Source organism: Streptomyces sp. NBC_01013 (assembly GCF_045162765.1).
Lineage (GTDB): Bacteria > Actinomycetota > Actinomycetes > Streptomycetales > Streptomycetaceae > Streptomyces.
Window position 1 is genome coordinate 6972217 of the sequence record NZ_CP108687.1, and the last position, 18851, is coordinate 6991067.

General features: G+C 71.4%; 15 protein-coding genes. 14 read left to right on the plus strand and 1 reads right to left on the minus strand.

Going from position 1 to position 18851, the window contains the following annotated elements:
• Positions 1-57 precede the first annotated feature (57 nt).
• The 13 genes from OG538_RS30475 to OG538_RS30535 all read left to right on the plus strand — a co-directional run bounded on the left by OG538_RS30475 (position 58) and on the right by OG538_RS30535 (position 16199).
• Positions 58-1035: an aspartate carbamoyltransferase catalytic subunit gene (locus OG538_RS30475; RefSeq protein ID WP_406098648.1), complete on the plus strand. Its 978-nt coding sequence runs from the start codon at positions 58-60 to the stop codon at positions 1033-1035.
• Between the two features lie 2 nt (positions 1036-1037).
• Positions 1038-2324 (plus strand): dihydroorotase, encoded by a 1287-nt coding sequence (locus OG538_RS30480; protein WP_406098649.1) that lies wholly within the window; start codon positions 1038-1040, stop codon positions 2322-2324.
• Positions 2321-2908: a hypothetical protein gene (locus OG538_RS30485; RefSeq protein WP_406098650.1), complete on the plus strand. Its 588-nt coding sequence runs from the start codon at positions 2321-2323 to the stop codon at positions 2906-2908. The genes OG538_RS30480 and OG538_RS30485 overlap by 4 nt, the downstream gene beginning before the upstream one ends.
• A complete protein-coding gene (carA, locus tag OG538_RS30490; protein WP_406098651.1) occupies positions 2905-4047 on the plus strand; it encodes a glutamine-hydrolyzing carbamoyl-phosphate synthase small subunit in 1143 nt (380 codons plus the stop codon). The genes OG538_RS30485 and carA overlap by 4 nt, the downstream gene beginning before the upstream one ends.
• Positions 4040-7348, plus strand: a complete 3309-nt coding sequence (gene carB / locus OG538_RS30495; RefSeq protein ID WP_406098652.1) for a carbamoyl-phosphate synthase large subunit — start codon at positions 4040-4042, stop codon at positions 7346-7348. Before carA ends, carB begins: the two co-directional genes overlap by 8 nt.
• Positions 7349-7492: 144 nt before the next feature.
• Positions 7493-8602: a quinone-dependent dihydroorotate dehydrogenase gene (locus tag OG538_RS30500; protein ID WP_406098653.1), complete on the plus strand. Its 1110-nt coding sequence runs from the start codon at positions 7493-7495 to the stop codon at positions 8600-8602.
• Entirely contained in the window at positions 8599-9438 is an 840-nt protein-coding gene (gene pyrF / locus OG538_RS30505) for an orotidine-5'-phosphate decarboxylase (protein ID WP_406098654.1), read from the plus strand. The genes OG538_RS30500 and pyrF overlap by 4 nt, the downstream gene beginning before the upstream one ends.
• 245 nt (positions 9439-9683) lie before the next feature.
• Positions 9684-10007, plus strand: coding sequence for an integration host factor (locus OG538_RS30510; protein WP_024490957.1), 324 nt, complete (start codon positions 9684-9686; stop codon positions 10005-10007).
• 38 nt (positions 10008-10045) lie between these two features.
• On the plus strand, positions 10046-10663 hold the full coding sequence (gene gmk, locus OG538_RS30515) for a guanylate kinase (RefSeq protein WP_406098655.1): 618 nt from the start codon (positions 10046-10048) through the stop codon (positions 10661-10663).
• An 83-nt stretch (positions 10664-10746) separates the two neighbouring features.
• Entirely contained in the window at positions 10747-11019 is a 273-nt protein-coding gene (rpoZ, locus tag OG538_RS30520) for a DNA-directed RNA polymerase subunit omega (protein WP_003970369.1), read from the plus strand.
• A gap of 144 nt (positions 11020-11163) precedes the next feature.
• Positions 11164-12366: a bifunctional phosphopantothenoylcysteine decarboxylase/phosphopantothenate--cysteine ligase CoaBC gene (gene coaBC, locus OG538_RS30525; RefSeq protein WP_406098656.1), complete on the plus strand. Its 1203-nt coding sequence runs from the start codon at positions 11164-11166 to the stop codon at positions 12364-12366.
• A 240-nt stretch (positions 12367-12606) separates the two neighbouring features.
• Positions 12607-13815, plus strand: a complete 1209-nt coding sequence (metK, locus tag OG538_RS30530; protein ID WP_406098657.1) for a methionine adenosyltransferase — start codon at positions 12607-12609, stop codon at positions 13813-13815.
• A gap of 236 nt (positions 13816-14051) precedes the next feature.
• Positions 14052-16199, plus strand: coding sequence for a primosomal protein N' (locus OG538_RS30535; protein ID WP_406098658.1), 2148 nt, complete (start codon positions 14052-14054; stop codon positions 16197-16199).
• Between the two features lie 912 nt (positions 16200-17111).
• Here the strand turns inward: OG538_RS30535 and OG538_RS30540 are convergent.
• Positions 17112-17660, minus strand: coding sequence for a hypothetical protein (locus OG538_RS30540; RefSeq protein ID WP_406098659.1), 549 nt, complete (start codon positions 17658-17660; stop codon positions 17112-17114).
• Positions 17661-17901: 241 nt separating this feature from the next.
• Here OG538_RS30540 and fmt point away from each other — a divergent pair, with 241 nt between their 5' ends.
• Entirely contained in the window at positions 17902-18834 is a 933-nt protein-coding gene (gene fmt / locus OG538_RS30545; protein ID WP_406098660.1) for a methionyl-tRNA formyltransferase, read from the plus strand.
• The last annotated feature ends 17 nt before the right edge of the window (positions 18835-18851 follow it).

Sequence of the window (18851 nt, forward strand, 5' to 3'; positions counted from 1 at the left end):
CGACGGCTTCCGCACGCCCGCACGCCTGAATCCTCCAGCCACCCGGAGAACACCCAGATGAAGCGCCACCTCATCTCGGCCGCCGACCTCACCCGCGACGACGCCGTCCTGATCCTCGACACCGCCGAGGAGATGGCCCGGGTCGCGGACCGGCCGATCAAGAAGCTCCCGACCCTGCGCGGCCGTACCGTCGTCAACCTCTTCTTCGAGGACTCGACGCGTACCCGCATCTCCTTCGAGGCAGCCGCCAAGCGGCTGTCCGCCGACGTCATCAACTTCTCCGCCAAGGGCTCCTCGGTCTCCAAGGGCGAGTCACTCAAGGACACCGCCCTGACCCTGGAGGCGATGGGCGCCGACGCCGTCGTCATCCGGCACGGCGCCTCGGGCGCCCCGTACCGCCTCGCCACCTCCGGCTGGATCGACGGCGCCGTCGTCAACGCCGGCGACGGCACGCACGAGCACCCCACCCAGGCCCTCCTGGACGCCTTCACCATGCGCCGCCGGCTGGTCGGGGCCGACTCCGGCCTCGGCAAGGACCTCGACGGCCGCCGCATCACGATCGTCGGCGACATCCTGCACAGCCGGGTCGCCCGCTCCAACGTCCACCTGCTGACGACCCTCGGCGCCCATGTGACCCTGGTGGCCCCGCCCACCCTGGTCCCCGTCGGCGTCGAGCAGTGGCCCTGCGACATCAGCTACAGCCTCGACGAGGTGCTGCCGAAGTCGGACGCTGTGATGATGCTTCGTGTGCAGCGTGAGCGGATGAACGCCGCGTACTTCCCGACCGAGCGCGAGTACTCCCGCCGCTACGGCCTGGACGGCGAGCGGATGGCGAAGATGCCCGGGCACGCCATCGTCATGCACCCCGGCCCGATGGTCCGCGGCATGGAGATCACCGCCGAGGTCGCCGACTCCGACCGCTGCACGGTCGTCGAGCAGGTCGCCAACGGCGTCTCGATCCGCATGGCCGTGCTCTACCTGCTGCTCGGCGGTTCCGAGCCTGCCGCCCCCGCCCGTACCGAGGAGAACAAGTAACCATGAGCAAGATCATTATCCGCGGTGCGAAGGTCCTCGGCGGCACCCCCCAGGACGTCCTCATCGACGGCGAGACCATCGCGGCGGTCGGCACCGGACTCGACGCCGGCGACGCCACCGTGATCGAGGCGGCCGGACAGATCCTGCTGCCCGGCCTGGTCGACCTCCACACCCACCTGCGCGAGCCCGGCCGGGAGGACTCCGAGACCGTCCTGACCGGCACCAAGGCCGCCGCGGTCGGCGGCTTCACCGCCGTGCACGCCATGGCCAACACCTTCCCGGTCGCCGACACCGCCGGAGTCGTCGAGCAGGTCTGGCGCCTGGGCAAGGAGTCCGGCTACTGCGACGTGCAGCCCATCGGCGCCGTCACCGTCGGCCTGGAGGGCAAGCAGCTCGCCGAGCTCGGCGCCATGCACGATTCGGCCGCCGGAGTGAAGGTCTTCTCCGACGACGGCAAGTGCGTGGACGACGCGGTGATCATGCGCCGCGCCCTGGAGTACGTGAAGGCGTTCGACGGGGTCGTCGCCCAGCACGCCCAGGAGCCCCGCCTCACCGAGGGCGCCCAGATGAACGAGGGCATCGTCTCGGCCGAGCTCGGCCTCGGCGGCTGGCCCGCCGTCGCCGAGGAGTCGATCATCGCCCGCGACGTCCTGCTCGCCGCGCATGTCGGCTCCCGGGTGCACATCTGCCACCTGTCGACCGCCGGCTCCGTCGAGATCGTCCGCTGGGCCAAGTCCAAGGGCTGGAACGTCACCGCCGAGGTCACCCCGCACCACCTGCTCCTCACGGACGAGCTCGTACGGTCCTACAACCCCGTCTACAAGGTGAACCCGCCGCTGCGCACCGAGGCCGACGTCATGGCCCTGCGCGAGGCCCTCGCCGACGGCACCATCGACTGCGTCGCCACCGACCACGCCCCGCACCCGCACGAGGACAAGGACTGCGAGTGGGCCGCGGCCGCCATGGGCATGGTGGGCCTGGAGACCGCGCTCTCCGTCGTCCAGCAGACGATGGTGGACACCGGGCTGATCGACTGGGCCGGCGTCGCCGACCGCATGTCGTTCCGCCCCGCGGCCATCGGCCGCCTCGACGGACACGGCCGGCCCGTCTCGGAGGGCGAGCCCGCCAACCTCACCCTGGTCGATCCGGCATACCGTGGGGTCGTGGACCCCGCGGGCTTCGCCTCCCGCAGCCGCAACACTCCGTACGAGGGGCGCGAGCTGCCGGGCCGAGTGACCCACACCTTCCTGCGGGGCCGTGCCACGGTCGTCGACGGGAAGCTCGCGTGACAAGTCTCAGCCCCACCCATCAGCTGTACCAACTGGCCGCCGAGCAGAAGTCGGCGGAGGTCACCGACTGGTCCGCCCGCATCAGCTGGGTGATCGGACTGATCGTCCTCATCGCGTTCGTCTACTGGCTCATGCGCCAGGGATGGAAGTGGCGCGGCAGCCTCCAGTCCGGTCTCCCCGACCTCGCGACCACCCCGGACGGCTTCGCGGACGGCGAGAGGCTGCTCACGCTGACCGGGCGCTACCACGCCTCGACGACGGCCGGGCAGTGGCTCGACCGCATCGTCGCCCACGGCCTCGGCACCCGCAGCCGCGTCGAGCTCACCCTCACCGAGCAGGGCCTCGACGTCGTACGCCCCGGCGCGACGGACTTCTTCGTCCCCGCCGCCGACCTGCGCGAAGCCCGGACGGACAAGGCACTCGCGGGCAAGGTCCTGCCCGAGGGCGGCCTGCTGGTCATCACCTGGGCGCTCGGCGACCAGCTGATCGACTCCGGATTCCGTTCCGACCACTCGGCCGAGCACGCCGCCTGGGTCGAAGCCGTCAACCACCTCACCAGCACTACGGAAGGCACCGCACGATGACGATCTCCACCCGGGGAGCGGCCAAAGCTCCCGCCGTACTCGTCCTGGAGGACGGCCGCGCCTTCCGCGGCCGCGCCTACGGGGCTGTGGGGGAGACCTTCGGCGAGGCGGTGTTCTCCACCGGCATGACCGGCTACCAGGAGACGCTGACCGACCCCTCGTACCACCGCCAGGTCGTCGTGATGACCGCCCCGCACGTCGGCAACACCGGTGTGAACGACGAGGACCCCGAGTCCAAGCAGATCTGGGTCGCCGGCTACGTCGTCCGCGACCCCGCCCGGGTGCCCTCCAACTGGCGCTCGCGGCGCTCGCTCGACGAGGAGCTCGCGAGCCAGGGTGTCGTGGGCATCAGCGGCATCGACACCCGCGCCCTCACCCGCCACCTGCGTGAGCGCGGCGCCATGCGCGTCGGCATCTTCTCCGGGAACGCGATCGCCGACGAGGGCACGCTCCTCGCCCGGGTACGCCAGGCCCCCGAGATGAACGGCGCCGACCTCTCCGCCGAGGTCGCCACCAAGGAGACGTACGTCGTCCCCGCGATCGGCACCAAGAAGTTCACCGTCGCCGCGATCGACCTCGGCATCAAGGGCATGACCCCGCACCGGATGGCCGAGCGGGGCATCGAGGTGCACGTCCTGCCCGCCACCGCCACCCTGGAGGAGGTGTACGCGGTGCAGCCCGACGGGGTCTTCTTCTCCAACGGCCCCGGTGACCCGTCCACCGCCGACCACCCCGTCTCCGTCATGCAGGGCGTCCTGGAGCGGCAGACCCCGCTCTTCGGCATCTGCTTCGGCAACCAGATCCTGGGCCGCGCGCTCGGCTTCGGCACGTACAAGCTGAAGTACGGCCACCGCGGCATCAACCAGCCCGTGCAGGACCGCTCGACCGGCAAGGTCGAGGTCACCGCGCACAACCACGGCTTCGCCGTCGACGCGCCGCTCGACAAGGTCTCCGACACCGCCTACGGGCGCGCCGAGGTCTCCCACGTCTGCCTGAACGACCAGGTCGTCGAGGGCCTCCAGCTCCTCGACCGGCCGGCGTTCAGCGTCCAGTACCACCCCGAAGCAGCCGCCGGCCCGCACGACGCCGCGTACCTCTTCGACCGTTTCGTTTCCCTGATGGAGGACCAGCGTGCCTAAGCGCTCCGATATCCAGTCCGTCCTGGTCATCGGCTCCGGTCCGATCGTCATCGGTCAGGCCGCCGAGTTCGACTACTCCGGCACCCAGGCCTGCCGCGTCCTCAAGGCCGAGGGCCTGCGCGTCATCCTGGTGAACTCCAACCCGGCGACGATCATGACCGACCCGGAGATCGCCGACGCCACGTACGTCGAGCCGATCACCCCCGAGTTCGTCGAGAAGATCATCGCCAAGGAGCGCCCGGACGCGCTGCTCCCGACCCTGGGCGGCCAGACCGCCCTCAACACCGCGATCTCGATGCACGAGAACGGTGTCCTGGAGAAGTACGGCGTCGAGCTCATCGGCGCCAACGTCGAGGCCATCAACAAGGGCGAGGACCGCGAGCTCTTCAAGGGCGTCGTCGAGGCCGTCAAGGCGAAGATCGGCTACGGCGAGTCCGCCCGCTCGGTCATCTGCCACTCCATGGACGACATCATGAAGGGCGTCGAGACCCTCGGCGGCTACCCCGTCGTCGTCCGCCCCTCCTTCACCATGGGCGGCGCCGGCTCCGGCTTCGCCCACGACGAGGAGGAACTGCGCCGCATCGCCGGACAGGGCCTCACGCTCTCGCCGACCACCGAGGTGCTCCTGGAGGAGTCCATCCTCGGCTGGAAGGAGTACGAGCTGGAGCTGATGCGCGACAAGAACGACAACGTCGTGGTCGTCTGCTCCATCGAGAACTTCGACCCGATGGGCGTCCACACGGGTGACTCGATCACCGTCGCCCCGGCGATGACGCTCACCGACCGCGAGTACCAGCGGCTGCGCGACGTCGGTATCGCGATCATCCGCGAGGTCGGCGTCGACACCGGCGGCTGCAACATCCAGTTCGCCATCGACCCCGCCGACGGCAGGGTCATCGTGATCGAGATGAACCCCCGCGTCTCGCGCTCCTCGGCGCTCGCCTCCAAGGCCACCGGCTTCCCGATCGCCAAGATCGCCGCCAAGCTGGCCGTCGGCTACACGCTCGACGAGATCCCCAACGACATCACCGAGAAGACCCCGGCCTCCTTCGAGCCGACCCTCGACTACGTCGTGGTCAAGGCCCCGCGCTTCGCCTTCGAGAAGTTCCCCTCCGCGGACTCCACCCTCACCACCACCATGAAGTCGGTGGGCGAGGCCATGGCGATCGGCAGGAACTTCACCGAGGCCCTGCAGAAGGCGCTGCGCTCCCTGGAGAAGAAGGGCTCGCAGTTCGCCTTCACCGGCGAGCCCGGCGACAAGGCCGAGCTGCTGGCCGAGGCGGTCCGGCCGACCGACGGCCGTATCAACACCGTCATGCAGGCGATCCGGGCCGGTGCCACCCAGGAAGAGGTCTTCGACGCCACGAAGATCGACCCCTGGTTCGTCGACCAGCTCTTCCTCATCAAGGAGATCGCCGACGAGATCGCCGCCGCCGACAAGCTCGTCCCCGAACTGCTGGCCGAGGCCAAGCGGCACGGCTTCTCCGACGTCCAGATCGCCGAGATCCGCGGCCTGCGCGAGGACGTCGTCCGCGAGGTGCGGCAAGCGCTCGGCATCCGGCCGGTCTACAAGACGGTCGACACCTGCGCCGCGGAGTTCGCCGCCAAGACGCCGTACTTCTACTCCTCCTACGACGAGGAGAGCGAGGTCGCGTCCCGCACCAAGCCCGCGGTGATCATCCTGGGGTCCGGCCCCAACCGCATCGGACAGGGCATCGAGTTCGACTACTCCTGCGTCCACGCCTCCTTCGCCCTGAGCGACGCGGGCTACGAGACCGTGATGGTCAACTGCAACCCGGAGACGGTCTCCACCGACTACGACACCTCCGACCGCCTGTACTTCGAGCCGCTGACGCTCGAGGACGTGCTGGAGATCGTGCACGCCGAGTCTCTCGCGGGCCCGATCGCGGGTGTCATCGTCCAGCTGGGCGGCCAGACCCCGCTGGGCCTGGCGCAGGCGCTCAAGGACAACGGCGTGCCCGTCGTCGGTACCTCCCCGGAGGCGATCCACGCCGCCGAGGACCGCGGCGCATTCGGCCGCGTGCTCGCCGAGGCCGGCCTGCCCGCCCCGAAGCACGGCACCGCCACCACCTTCACCGAGGCCAAGGCCATCGCGGACGAGATCGGCTACCCCGTCCTCGTGCGCCCGTCCTACGTCCTGGGCGGCCGCGGCATGGAGATCGTGTACGACGAGACGCGGCTCTCCTCGTACATCGCCGAGTCCACCGAGATCAGCCCCACCCGGCCGGTCCTGGTCGACCGTTTCCTCGACGACGCCATCGAGATCGACGTCGACGCCCTCTACGACGGCACCGAGCTCTACCTCGGCGGCGTCATGGAGCACATCGAGGAAGCCGGCATCCACTCCGGTGACTCCGCCTGCGCGCTGCCCCCGATCACCCTCGGCGGCTACGACATCAAGCGGTTGCGCGCCTCCACCGAGGGCATCGCCAAGGGCGTCGGCGTACGCGGACTGATCAACATCCAGTTCGCCCTGTCCGGCGACATCCTCTACGTCCTCGAAGCCAACCCGCGCGCCTCCCGTACCGTCCCCTTCACCTCGAAGGCGACCGCGGTCCCGCTCGCGAAGGCAGCCGCCCGCATCTCCCTGGGCGCCACCGTCGCGGAGCTGCGCGAGGAGGGTCTGCTGCCGAAGCACGGCGACGGCGGCACCCTGCCGCTCGACGCGCCGATCTCCGTCAAGGAGGCCGTCATGCCGTGGTCGCGCTTCCGCGACATCCACGGCCGCGGCGTCGACACGGTCCTCGGCCCGGAGATGCGCTCCACCGGTGAGGTCATGGGCATCGACTCGGTCTTCGGCACGGCGTACGCCAAGTCGCAGGCCGGCGCCTACGGCCCGCTGCCCACCCAGGGGCGCGCCTTCATCTCGGTCGCCAACCGCGACAAGCGCTCGATGATCTTCCCGGCCCGCGAGCTGGTCGCCCACGGCTTCGAGCTGATGGCCACCTCCGGCACGGCCGAGGTGCTCAAGCGCAACGGCATCAACGCGCGCGTCGTGCGCAAGCAGTCCGAGGGCGAGGGCCCGAACGGCGAGAAGACGATCGTCCAGCTCATCCACGACGGCGAGGTCGACCTCATCGTCAACACGCCGTACGGAACCGGCGGCCGGCTCGACGGCTACGAGATCCGCACCGCGGCCGTCGCCCGGTCCGTGCCCTGCCTCACCACGGTCCAGGCGCTCGCCGCGGCCGTCCAGGGCATCGACGCCCTCAACCACGGAGACGTGGGCGTACGTTCCCTCCAGGAACACGCGGAGCATCTGACCGCAGCGCGCGAATAGCAGCCCAGAGGGGGACACCGGAAACGGTGTCCCCCTCTTCGCGGGAACACCGGTGCGCGGGAACACCCGTGCGCGACACCGCCGCTGCGTGAGAACCACGATGCGCGACCCCGAAGCTCCGTGAGAACACCGAGGACACCCCCGATGTACAAGTTCTTCTTCCAGCTCGTCTTCCAGCGGATGGACCCCGAGCAGGCCCACTACCTGGCCTTCCGCTGGATCCGCCTCGCCGCCCGCACCCCCGTCCTGCGTACGTTCGTCGCGGCCGCGCTCGCCCCCCGCCACAAGGAGCTGCGCACAGAGGCCCTCGGCCTGCGGATGCACGGCCCCTTCGGCCTCGCCGCCGGCTTCGACAAGAACGCCATCGCCATCGACGGCATGGCGATGCTCGGCTTCGACCACGTCGAGATCGGCACCGTGACCGGAGAGCCGCAGCCCGGCAACCCGAAGAAACGCCTGTTCCGCCTCGTCGCGGACCGCGCGCTGATCAACCGCATGGGCTTCAACAACGAGGGTTCGGCCGCCGTCGCCGAACGCCTGGCCGCCCGCAACCCGGTCTTCCGGACCACCGTGGGCGTCAACATCGGCAAGACGAAGGTCGTCCCCGAGGCCGACGCGGCCGCCGACTACGTGAAGTCCACCGAGCGCCTCGCCGCGCACGCCGACTACCTCGTCGTCAACGTCTCCTCGCCCAACACCCCGGGACTGCGCAACCTCCAGGCCACCGAGTCGCTGCGCCCGCTGCTGACCGCCGTGCGCGAGGCGGCCGACCGGACCGTCACCGACCGCCGGGTCCCGCTGCTCGTCAAGATCGCCCCCGACCTCGCGGACGAGGACGTCGACGCCGTGGCCGACCTCGCCGTCGAACTGGGCCTGGACGGCATCATCGCCACCAACACCACCATCGCCCGCGAGGGCCTGGGCCTGAAGTCCCCGTCCTCTCTGGTCGAGGAGACCGGCGGACTGTCCGGCGCGCCCCTCAAGGAGCGCTCCCTGGAGGTCCTGGGCCGCCTGTACGCGCGCGTGGGCGACCGGATCACGCTCGTGGGCGTCGGCGGCATCGAGAACGCGGAGGACGCCTGGCAGCGCATCCTCGCGGGCGCCACGCTCGTCCAGGGGTACAGCGCCTTCATCTACGAGGGCCCGTTCTACGCCCGCGCGATCCACAAGGGCCTGGCCGCGCGCCTGGCCGCTTCCCCGTACGCCACCCTCGCCGACGCGGTCGGCGCGGAAACCCGGAAGGCCGCCCGATGACCCAGGAACCCTTCGGCGCGCGTCTGCGCCACGCCATGGACAGCCGGGGACCGCTCTGCGTCGGCATCGACCCGCACGCGTCCCTGCTGAGCTCCTGGGGGCTCGGCGACGACATCGCGGGCCTGGAGCGCTTCACCCGCACGGTCGTCGAGGCACTGGCCGACCGGGTCGCCGTCCTCAAGCCGCAGTCCGCGTTCTTCGAGCGCTTCGGCTCGCGCGGCGTCGCCGTGCTGGAGAAGGCCGTCGAGGAGGCCAGGGCAGCCGGTGCGCTGGTACTGATGGACGCCAAGCGCGGTGACATCGGCTCCACCATGGGCGCCTACGCCGCGACCTACCTGGACAAGGACTCGCCGCTGTTCTCGGACGCGGTCACGGTCTCGCCGTACCTCGGCTTCGGCTCGCTGCGGCCGGCGCTCGACGCCGCCGCGATCTCCGGTTCGGGCGTGTTCGTGCTGGCCCTCACCTCCAACCCGGAGGGGGCCGAGGTGCAGCGCGCCACCGCGGCCGACGGGCGTTCGCTGGCCCAGGTGATGCTCGACCACATGGCCGCGGAGAACGACGGGATCACCCCGCTCGGCTCGGTCGGTGCGGTGGTGGGAGCGACGCTCGGCGACGCCGCGGCGAACCTCGCGATCAACGGGCCGCTGCTCGCGCCCGGCATCGGCGCCCAGGGCGCCACGCCCGCGGATCTTCCGGGTGTCTTCGGCGACGCGGTCGGCAATGTGGTGCCGAGCGTGAGCCGGGGCGTGCTGCGCCACGGTCCGGACGCGTCAGGGCTGCGCGAAGCCGCCGAACGGTTCGCGGACGAGGTCCGCGCGGCCGTCTCGGACGGCTGACACTGCCACGTAACAGGCTGTTGACGGAATCCTGACCAAAAAACTCAGGTGTTATGCCAGGAATGTCCTGGTCGGCTAAGGCTGACCAGGACTTTTAGTCCGTTCTCGCTGACTCCGGCGGCCCTGGCCGCTAGTCTCCGTCGAGAGCCAACGAGCACAGGTTGTTCGCGGCTCACCAGGTGAGGGGCGAACCAGCTGCCTCACCGGTCCGTATCCGACAGATCGACATCCGAGGTGACGTAGGCGTGGCTCTTCCGCCCCTTACCCCTGAACAGCGCGCAGCCGCGCTCGAAAAGGCCGCCGCGGCTCGCCGGGAGCGGGCCGAGGTCAAGAATCGACTCAAGCACTCCGGCGCCTCCCTCCATGAGGTCATCAAGTCGGGCCAGGAGAACGACGTCATCGGCAAGATGAAGGTCTCCGCCCTGCTGGAGTCCCTGCCCGGCGTGGGCAAGGTCCGCGCCAAGCAGATCATGGAGCGGCTCGGCATCTCCGAGAGCCGCCGGGTCCGGGGTCTCGGCTCCAACCAGATCGCATCCCTGGAGCGTGAGTTCGGCGGCAGTCCCGCCTGACGGTCTCAGGCACTCCTGAGAACCGGGATAATCGCTCCATGGTTGCAACATCCCGGGGGACGTCCCCCGTACCCCCGGACGTACGTCCGCGGCTGACCGTGCTCTCCGGCCCCTCGGGGGTCGGCAAGAGCACGGTCGTCGCGCATATGCGCAAGGTCCACCCCGAGGTATGGCTCTCGGTTTCGGCGACGACCCGCAAGCCCCGCCCCGGCGAGCGCAACGGTGTCCACTACTTCTTCGTGGAGAACGAGGAGTTCGACAAGCTGATCGCCAACGGCGAGCTGCTGGAGTGGGCCGAGTTCGCCGGCAACCGCTACGGCACGCCGCGCCGTGCCGTGCAGGAGCGGCTGGAGGCCGGTGAGCCGGTGCTGCTGGAGATCGACCTCCAGGGCGCCCGGCTGGTCCGGCAGTCCATGGCGGACGCCCAGCTGGTCTTCCTCGCGCCGCCGAGCTGGGACGAGCTGGTGCGCCGGCTCACCGGCCGCGGCACCGAGGCGCCGGAGGTGATCGAGCGCCGGCTCGGCGCGGCGAAGGTCGAACTCGCTGCCGAATCCGAGTTCGATACGACGCTCGTCAACACCTCCGTCGAGGACGTGGCACGTGAGCTGCTAACCTTGATGCTGGAGGCTTCCGGCCACCGTGCCGGCGGCCAGTGAACGCACCGACACGGGGGCACCGGCCACAAAGCCCCTGACTGTCAAAGATTTCTTTGATCTTCACCCCCTTCGGAAGGCAGAGAGTGTCCTCTTCCATCACCACGCCCGAGGGCATCATCAACCCGCCGATTGATGAGCTCCTCGAAGCAACCGACTCGAAGTACAGCCTCGTGATCTACGCCGCCAAGCGCGCGCGCCAGATCAACGCGTACTACTCGCAGCTCGGTGAGGGACTCCTCGAGTACGTCGGTCCGCTCGTCGACACCCACGTCCACGAGAAGCCGCTTTCGATCGCGCTCCGCGAGATCAACGCGGGCCTGCTCACCTCCGAGGCCATCGAGGGCCCCGCGCAGTAAGCAGGAAATCGCACTTCACCACAGGCCCGGCGGTCACGACCGCCGGGCCTGTGGCGTGCCCGGGGCGACGGACACGCGCCCGCGGCGGTGAGGCAGCATGGGGGACGTACGGAGCGCGTACGTATCCGAGTGCGGGGAGACGCAGTGGACAAGCCGAAGGTCGTCCTGGGGGTCAGCGGGGGCATCGCCGCGTACAAGGCGTGCGAGCTGCTGCGCAGGCTGACGGAGTCGGGTCATGACGTACGGGTCGTCCCGACCGAGTCGTCGCTCCACTTCGTGGGGGCCGCCACCTGGTCGGCGCTCTCCGGCCACCCGGTCTCCACCGAGGTCTGGAACGACGTCCACGAGGTCCCGCACGTGCGGATCGGACAGCACGCCGACCTCGTCGTCGTCGCCCCCGCCACCGCTGACATGCTGGCCAAGGCGGCCCACGGCCTGGCCGACGACCTGCTCACCAACACCCTGCTCACCGCCCGCTGTCCGGTCGTCTTCGCGCCCGCCATGCACACCGAGATGTGGGAGCACCCGGCCACCCAGGAGAACGTCGCCACCCTGCGGCGCCGGGGCGCCGTCGTCATCGAGCCCGCCGTCGGACGCCTCACCGGCGTCGACACCGGCAAGGGCAGGCTCCCCGACCCGGCGGAGATCTTCGAGGTCTGCCGCCGCGTCCTGTCCCGCGGCCCCGTCGCCCCCGACCTCGCCGGCCGGCACGTGGTGATCAGCGCGGGCGGCACCCGTGAACCGCTCGACCCGGTCCGGTACCTCGGCAACCGCTCCTCCGGCAAGCAGGGATACGCACTCGCCCGCACCGCCGTAGCCCGGGGCGCCCGGGTCACACTCGTCGAGGCCAACACCGGACTGCCCGATCCTTCCGGTGCCGACATCGTCCGCGTCGGCACCGCGGTGCAACTGCGCGAGGCCGTGCTGAAAGCGGCGGCGGACGCCGACGTCGTCGTGATGGCGGCGGCCGTCGCCGACTTCCGCCCCGCCGAGTACATGACGGGGAAGATCAAGAAGAAGGACGGCCAGGAGCCCGCGCCGCTCGCCCTCGTGCGCAATCCCGACATCCTCGCCGAGGTGGCGGCCGACCGCGCCGCGCCCGGGCAGATCGTCGTCGGATTCGCCGCCGAGACCGACGACGTCCTCGCCAACGGGCGGGTGAAGCTCCGGCGCAAGGGCTGCGACCTCCTGGTGGTCAACGAGGTGGGGGAGCGCAAGACCTTCGGCTCGGAGGAGAACGAAGCGGTCGTGCTCGCGGCCGACGGGAGCGAGACTCCGGTGCCGTACGGGCCCAAGGAGGCGCTCGCCGACACGGTCTGGGATCTCGTGTCGGCGCGTCTGGGGTGAATTTCTCGTGTCGTCGCCCCGGTCGTCCGACCCCTTGCGACACGGGCGCGGCGGGCGCGGGGGCGGAGATTGCGGGGCCTCCGGGTGGCGGTGGGGCATGTCACAGATCTCCCAAAGGGCGAGACACGTTGTCCGGCAGCCGGAGCCGACCGATAAACTGGTCCAGGTTCGTACCGGGCGCAGCTCCCGGGCCGTCCGCCAAATGATCAGCCAGCAGCCGCTGCAACCCCAGGGAGCGATGTGTCCCGCCGTCTCTTCACCTCGGAGTCCGTCACCGAGGGTCACCCCGACAAGATCGCTGACCAGATCAGCGACACCATTCTCGATGCACTCCTCCGTGAGGACCCGACGTCGCGTGTCGCCGTCGAGACCTTGATCACCACAGGTCTGGTGCATGTTGCGGGTGAGGTCACGACCAAGGCCTACGCCCCGATCGCACAGCTCGTGCGCGACAAGATCCTCGAGATCGGCTACGACTCCTCGAAGAAGGGCTTCGACGGCGCCTCCTGCGGTGTCTCGGTGTCCATCGGCGCGCAGTCGCCCGACATCGCGCAGGGCGTCGACACCGCGTACGAGAAGCGCGTCGAAGGCGACGAGGACGAACTCGACAAGCAGGGGGCCGGCGACCAGGGCCTCATGTTCGGCTACGCCTGCGACGAGACGCCCGAGCTGATGCCGCTGCCCATCCACCTCGCGCACCGGCTGTCGCGCAGGCTGTCGGAGGTCCGCAAGAACGGGACGATCCCGTACCTGCGACCCGACGGCAAGACCCAGGTCACCATCGAGTACGACGGCGACAAGGCCGTCCGTCTCGACACGGTCGTCGTCTCCTCGCAGCACGCCTCCGACATCGACCTCGACTCGCTGCTCGCTCCCGACATCCGCGAGTTCGTCGTCGAGCACGTCCTGAACCAGCTGATCGAGGACGGCATCAAGCTCGACACCGACGGCTACCGCCTGCTGGTCAACCCGACCGGTCGTTTCGAGATCGGCGGCCCGATGGGCGACGCCGGCCTGACCGGTCGCAAGATCATCATCGACACCTACGGCGGCATGGCCCGCCACGGTGGCGGCGCCTTCTCGGGCAAGGACCCGTCGAAGGTGGACCGTTCGGCCGCGTACGCGATGCGCTGGGTCGCCAAGAACGTCGTCGCGGCGGGCCTCGCGGCCCGGTGCGAGGTGCAGGTCGCCTACGCGATCGGCAAGGCCGAGCCGGTCGGCCTCTTCGTCGAGACCTTCGGCACCGCCTCGATCGAGACCGAGAAGATCGAGCACGCCATCGGCGAGGTCTTCGACCTCCGCCCGGCCGCGATCATCCGCGACCTCGACCTGCTGCGTCCGATCTACGCCCAGACCGCCGCGTACGGCCACTTCGGCCGTGAGCTCCCCGACTTCACGTGGGAGCGCACCGACCGCGTGGACGCGCTGCGCAAGGCCGCGGGCCTGTAGGGCGCGTTTCGGAAGTCCCGCCTGCCCCCGCCCTTCCGGGCGGACGGCGCTACTTCCGAAACCCGCCCCAGACCTGCCGGCCGCCCCTCCCGGGGCGTCGTACGTATGCCGGAGCCCGGATGCCGTCATGGTGTCCGGGCTCCGGCGCGTTCGTGTCCAGGTACGGCCGGTCCGTCCTCCCGGCCGCCGCTGACCGGCGGCCTCGGTTGTCAGTGGTGTCTGGTAGGAATTTGGCTGTGAGCAGCGACGACAAGCGGTCCGACGAGCCCGGTGCCGGGACACCGGAACAGCTTGCGCTGATCCGGGAGACCGTGCGCCGGGCCGACGTGCCGCGCGCCAAGCCGCGGACCTGGCGCGGGGCCGCGCTCGCCAAGGAGCTTCCCGTCGCCCGCGTGCTGGTCAACAAGGGGGCGCTCCACCTCGACCAGTACTTCGACTACGCCGTGCCCGAGGAGCTCGACGCCCAGGCGCAACCCGGCGTGCGGGTGCGGGTGCGCTTCGGGGCCGGGGGGCGCAACGTCCGGGGAGGCCGCCGCGAGGGCGGCGGCCTCATCGACGGCTTCCTCGTCGAGCGGCTGGCCGAGTCCGACTACAGCGGGGCGCTGGCCGCGCTCGCTTCCGTCGTCTCGCCCGAACGCGTCCTGGGCCCGGAGCTGCTCGGACTCGCCCGGGCCGTCGCCGACCGGTACGCGGGCAGCCTCGCGGACGTCCTCCAGCTGGCGGTGCCGCCGAGGAACGCCCGGGCCGAGGCCAAGCCGTCGCCGGACCCGCTGCCGCCGCCCCCGCCGCCGGCCCCCGGTACCTGGCAGCGGTACGCGCAGGGCCCCGCCTTCCTGTCCGCGCTGGCCGAGGGTGGAGCGCCCAGAGCCGTGTGGACCGCCCTGCCCGGGCCGCATTGGCCGCAGGAGATCGCCGCCGCCGTGGCCGCGACCCTCGCCTCGGGCCGCGGCGCGCTGGTCGTCGTCCCCGACGGGCGGACCGCCGGCCGCGTCGACGCGGCCCTGACCGGGCTGCTGGGGGAGGACCGTCATGCGACTCTGACGGCCGGCTCGGGGCCCGAGAAGCGCTACCGGGAGTGGCTTGCCGTGAGCCGCGGATCCGTCCGGGCCGTCGTCGGGACCCGGGCCGCGATGTTCGCCCCCGTCGCCGATCTCGGCCTGGTCGCGATCTGGGACGACGGGGACTCCAGCCACAGCGATGACAACGCCCCCTTCCCGCACGTCCGCGAGGTGCTGGAACTGCGGGCCGCGCACGGCCGGTGCGCCTTTCTGCTCGGCGGCACGAGCTGCACCGTGGAGGCGGCGCAACTGGTGGAGAGCGGCTGGGCACTGCCGCTGCGCGCGGAGCGGGAACAGCTGCGGCTGGCTGCGCCCCTGGTCCGCACCGTCGGAGACGGCGAGCTGGCACGGGACGGCGCCGCCCGTCAGGCCCGGCTGCCGAGCCTCGCCTGGCAGACCGTGCGCGACGGACTGCGCACCGGACCGGTGCTGGTGCAGGTGCCGCGCCGCGGCTACGCCCCCCGGCTGGCCTGCGAGCGCTGCCGGGAGCCCGCACGGTGCCGGCACTGTGCCGGGCCCCTTGAGGCACCCGACCAGCAGGATCTGAACTGCGCCTGGTGCGGTCGCGCCGAGACGTCCTGGCACTGTGTCGCCTGCGGCGCGCGTCGGCTGCGGGCGCAGATCGTCGGCGCCCGCAGGACCGCGGAGGAGCTCGGCCGGGCCTTTCCCGCCGTGCCGGTGCGGACCTCGGGCCGCGACCACATCCTGGACTCGGTGCCCGACCAGCCCGCGCTGGTGGTCAGTACTCCGGGCGCCGAGCCGGTCGCCGAAGGCGGATACGCGGCGGCGCTGCTGCTGGACGGCTGGGCGATGGTCGGCCGCCCCGACCTGCGGGCCGGCGAGGAGGCACTGCGCCGCTGGACGGCCGCCGCCGCACTGGTACGGGGGCAGCCGGAGGGCGGCACGGTGGTGATCGTCGCCGAGCCCACGCTGCGGCCCGTGCAGGCACTGGTCCGCTGGGACCCGGTCGGACACGCCCGCCGTGAACTCGCGGACCGGGCCGAGCTGGGCTTCCCGCCGGTGTCCCGGATGGCGTCGGTGACGGGGACGGCTGAGGCGCTCGCCACGTTCCTCGCCGCCGCGGAGCTGCCGCCGGACGCCCAGGTGCTCGGCCCCGTGCCGGTCCCGGGCGGCGAGCCCGGACGGCCCCGCCGGTCCTCCGAAGCACCTGTCGGCGAGGCCTGGGAGCGGGCCCTGATCAGGGTGCCCCCGGGCAGCGGAGCGGCGCTGGCCGCCGCGCTGAAGGGAGCGCAGGCCGCACGGATGTCCCGTGGGGGCGGCGGGGGCGCGGTCCGGATCAGGGTGGACCCGCCGGACATCGGGTAGCGATTGGTTGCGTTGCCGGGGTTCGGGGCGGGGGGTTCCGTCCTCAATCGCCGGACGGGCGGGTGCCCGTGCGGGGCGTTGCGCCGGGCTTTGGCTGCGCCCCGGTCCGGGGTGGGGGGTTCCGTCCTCAATCGCCGGACGGGCTTGGTGGGGTGCGGGTGCCCCGTAGGGGCGCTTCGGCCCGGTGGTGGGGGTCCGTGGCCCCTCCGGGGCGTCTCCTCGAACGACGAACGTTCGGCGGGTACGCAGCGGTGCCCGGGTATCTGTTCGTCGTTCTGCGGGGACTCCCCTGCACGGCCCCGGACCGGCCGCCGTGCGTCTGCGGCAGTCGTACGGCCGGTGTGCACTCGCGAGTGATGCAGGGTGGGGCCGTGCAGGGCAGTCCCCGCAAGAAATGGCGTACGACCGGGGTCCCTCACGTGGCCGGGTGCACACGCCATTTTTGAGGAGTCTGCCCGGAGGGGCACCACCCCCACCCACCCAACGTGGCGCACCCCGCAGGGGACCCGCACCATCAAGCCTGTCCGGCGATGGAGGACGGACCCCCGCGCCCCGGAAAGGGCGCACCCCGCAGGGGACCCGCACCATCAAGCCCGTCCGGCGATTGAGGACGGACCCCCGCGCCCCGGAAAGGGCGCACCCCGCAGAGGACCCGCACCATCAAGCCCGTCCGGCGATTGAGGACGGACCCCCGCGCCCCGGAAAGGGCGCACCCCGCAGGGGACCCGCACCATCAAGCCTGTCCGGCGATTGAGGACGGACCCCCGCGCCCCGGAAAGGGCGCACCCCGCAGAGGACCCGCACCATCAAGCCCGTCCGGCGATTGAGGACGGAACCCCACACCAACAGCACCCCGCCCCGCGTCCGACGATGTGGCCGGGCCCGGCACAGGTGTGCGGGGCCCGGGAAGGGTCAGCCGTTGCGCGGGCCCGGAAAGGCGCCCGGGCGCAGGTCCTCGCGCAGCGGCGGGCGCTCCGCCGTCGGCTGCGGGGGCATCGAACGCGCCGCCGGGACGGAGGGCAGCGGGGCCGCCGCGGAAGCCCCGGGGAGCGCCGGCACCGGACGCTGCGTCACGACGTCGGCCGCTCCCTCGGGCGTCACCGGCTGGGGAGCGGCGCGCCGTGCACCGTAGCGGCGGTGGACAGCCTGCTTGGTGACTCCGAGGGCGGAGCCCACCGCGTCCCAGGAGAAGCCCAGCGAACGGTCGAAGTCCACCGCAGCGGTCACCAGGGTCTCGACGCTGTCCCGCAGTTCCTGGGCCAGTCTGACGGTGGGGGCCGGGGCCCTGCCGTAGACGACGAAGCCCGCGGAGGGGCCGGAGCGGCGCGGACGGTAGACGTTGCCCAGTTGGGCGGTGAGTGTGCGCAGTGCGTCCACCTGCCGCCGAACCCGCTCGATGTCCCGCACCAGGAGATGCAGGCTGGCCCGCGCTTGGGCGTCGTGGGTTGCGTGGTCGGCCATGAAGAAGCCTCTCGAACCGGCGTTGAAAGGGATCGGGCCGCACCAGGGCGGCTCGCTTCGGTCAATCTCTCTTGACCAACGCCTCACCGGGGGATCTGGTCACGCTCCGGGGGCGTACACGCACATGCAAGGGGCGCGCAGCCGTGCGTACGCCCCCCAGCGCTCTTCCGGCCTCCGGGCCCATAGACTGGTGCGTTGCTCGTCACCGTAACGTTTCGGCCTGAGAGGCAGTCAGCCACCCATGAAGCTCGTCTTCGCAGGCACCCCCGAGGTAGCCGTACCCGCACTGGACGCCCTGATCGCCTCCGGTCGCCATGAGGTGGCTGCGGTCGTGACCAGGCCCGACGCCCCCGCGGGACGCGGTCGCCGACTGGTGGCCAGTCCCGTCGCCGAGCGGGCGGAGGAGGCCGGCATCGAGGTGCTCAAGCCGGCCAGGCCACGGGACGAGGACTTCCTCGCCCGGCTCCGGGAGATCGCGCCGGACTGCTGCCCCGTCGTCGCCTACGGGGCGCTGCTGCCCAGGACCGCGCTCGACGTCCCGGCGCGGGGCTGGGTCAACCTCCACTTCTCACTGCTGCCCGCCTGGCGCGGCGCCGCACCCGTCCAGCACGCCGTCATGGCGGGCGACGAGGTGACGGGGGCCTCCACCTTCCTCATCGAGGAGGGGCTCGACTCCGGACCGGTCTACGGCGTCCTCACCGAGGAGGTTCGGCCCACCGACACCAGCGGCGATCTGCTCACCCGGCTGGCCTTCGCCGGTGCCGGGCTGCTCGCCGCGACGATGGACGGCATCGAGGACGGGACCCTGCACGCCGTGCCGCAGCCTGCCGAGGGCATCACCCTCGCACCGAAGATCACCGTCGAGGACGCTCAGGTCCAGTGGTCGGCGCCCGCCCTGCGCGTCGACCGGGTGGTCCGCGGCTGCACCCCGGCCCCCGGTGCGTGGACCCTCTTCCGCGGGGAGCGCCTCAAGCTGATCCAGGCCGTGCCCGTCGTGGACCGGGCCGATCTGGCGCCCGGCGAGCTGTCCGCGGCGAAGAACAACGTGTACGTGGGGACCGGATCGCATGCGATCGAGCTGCTCTGGGTCCAGCCGCAGGGCAAGAAGCCGATGCGCGCCGCGGACTGGGCACGCGGAGTGCGTATCGTGCCGGGTGAGCTCGTGGGCAGCTGACGGTCTTCGCGGACCGG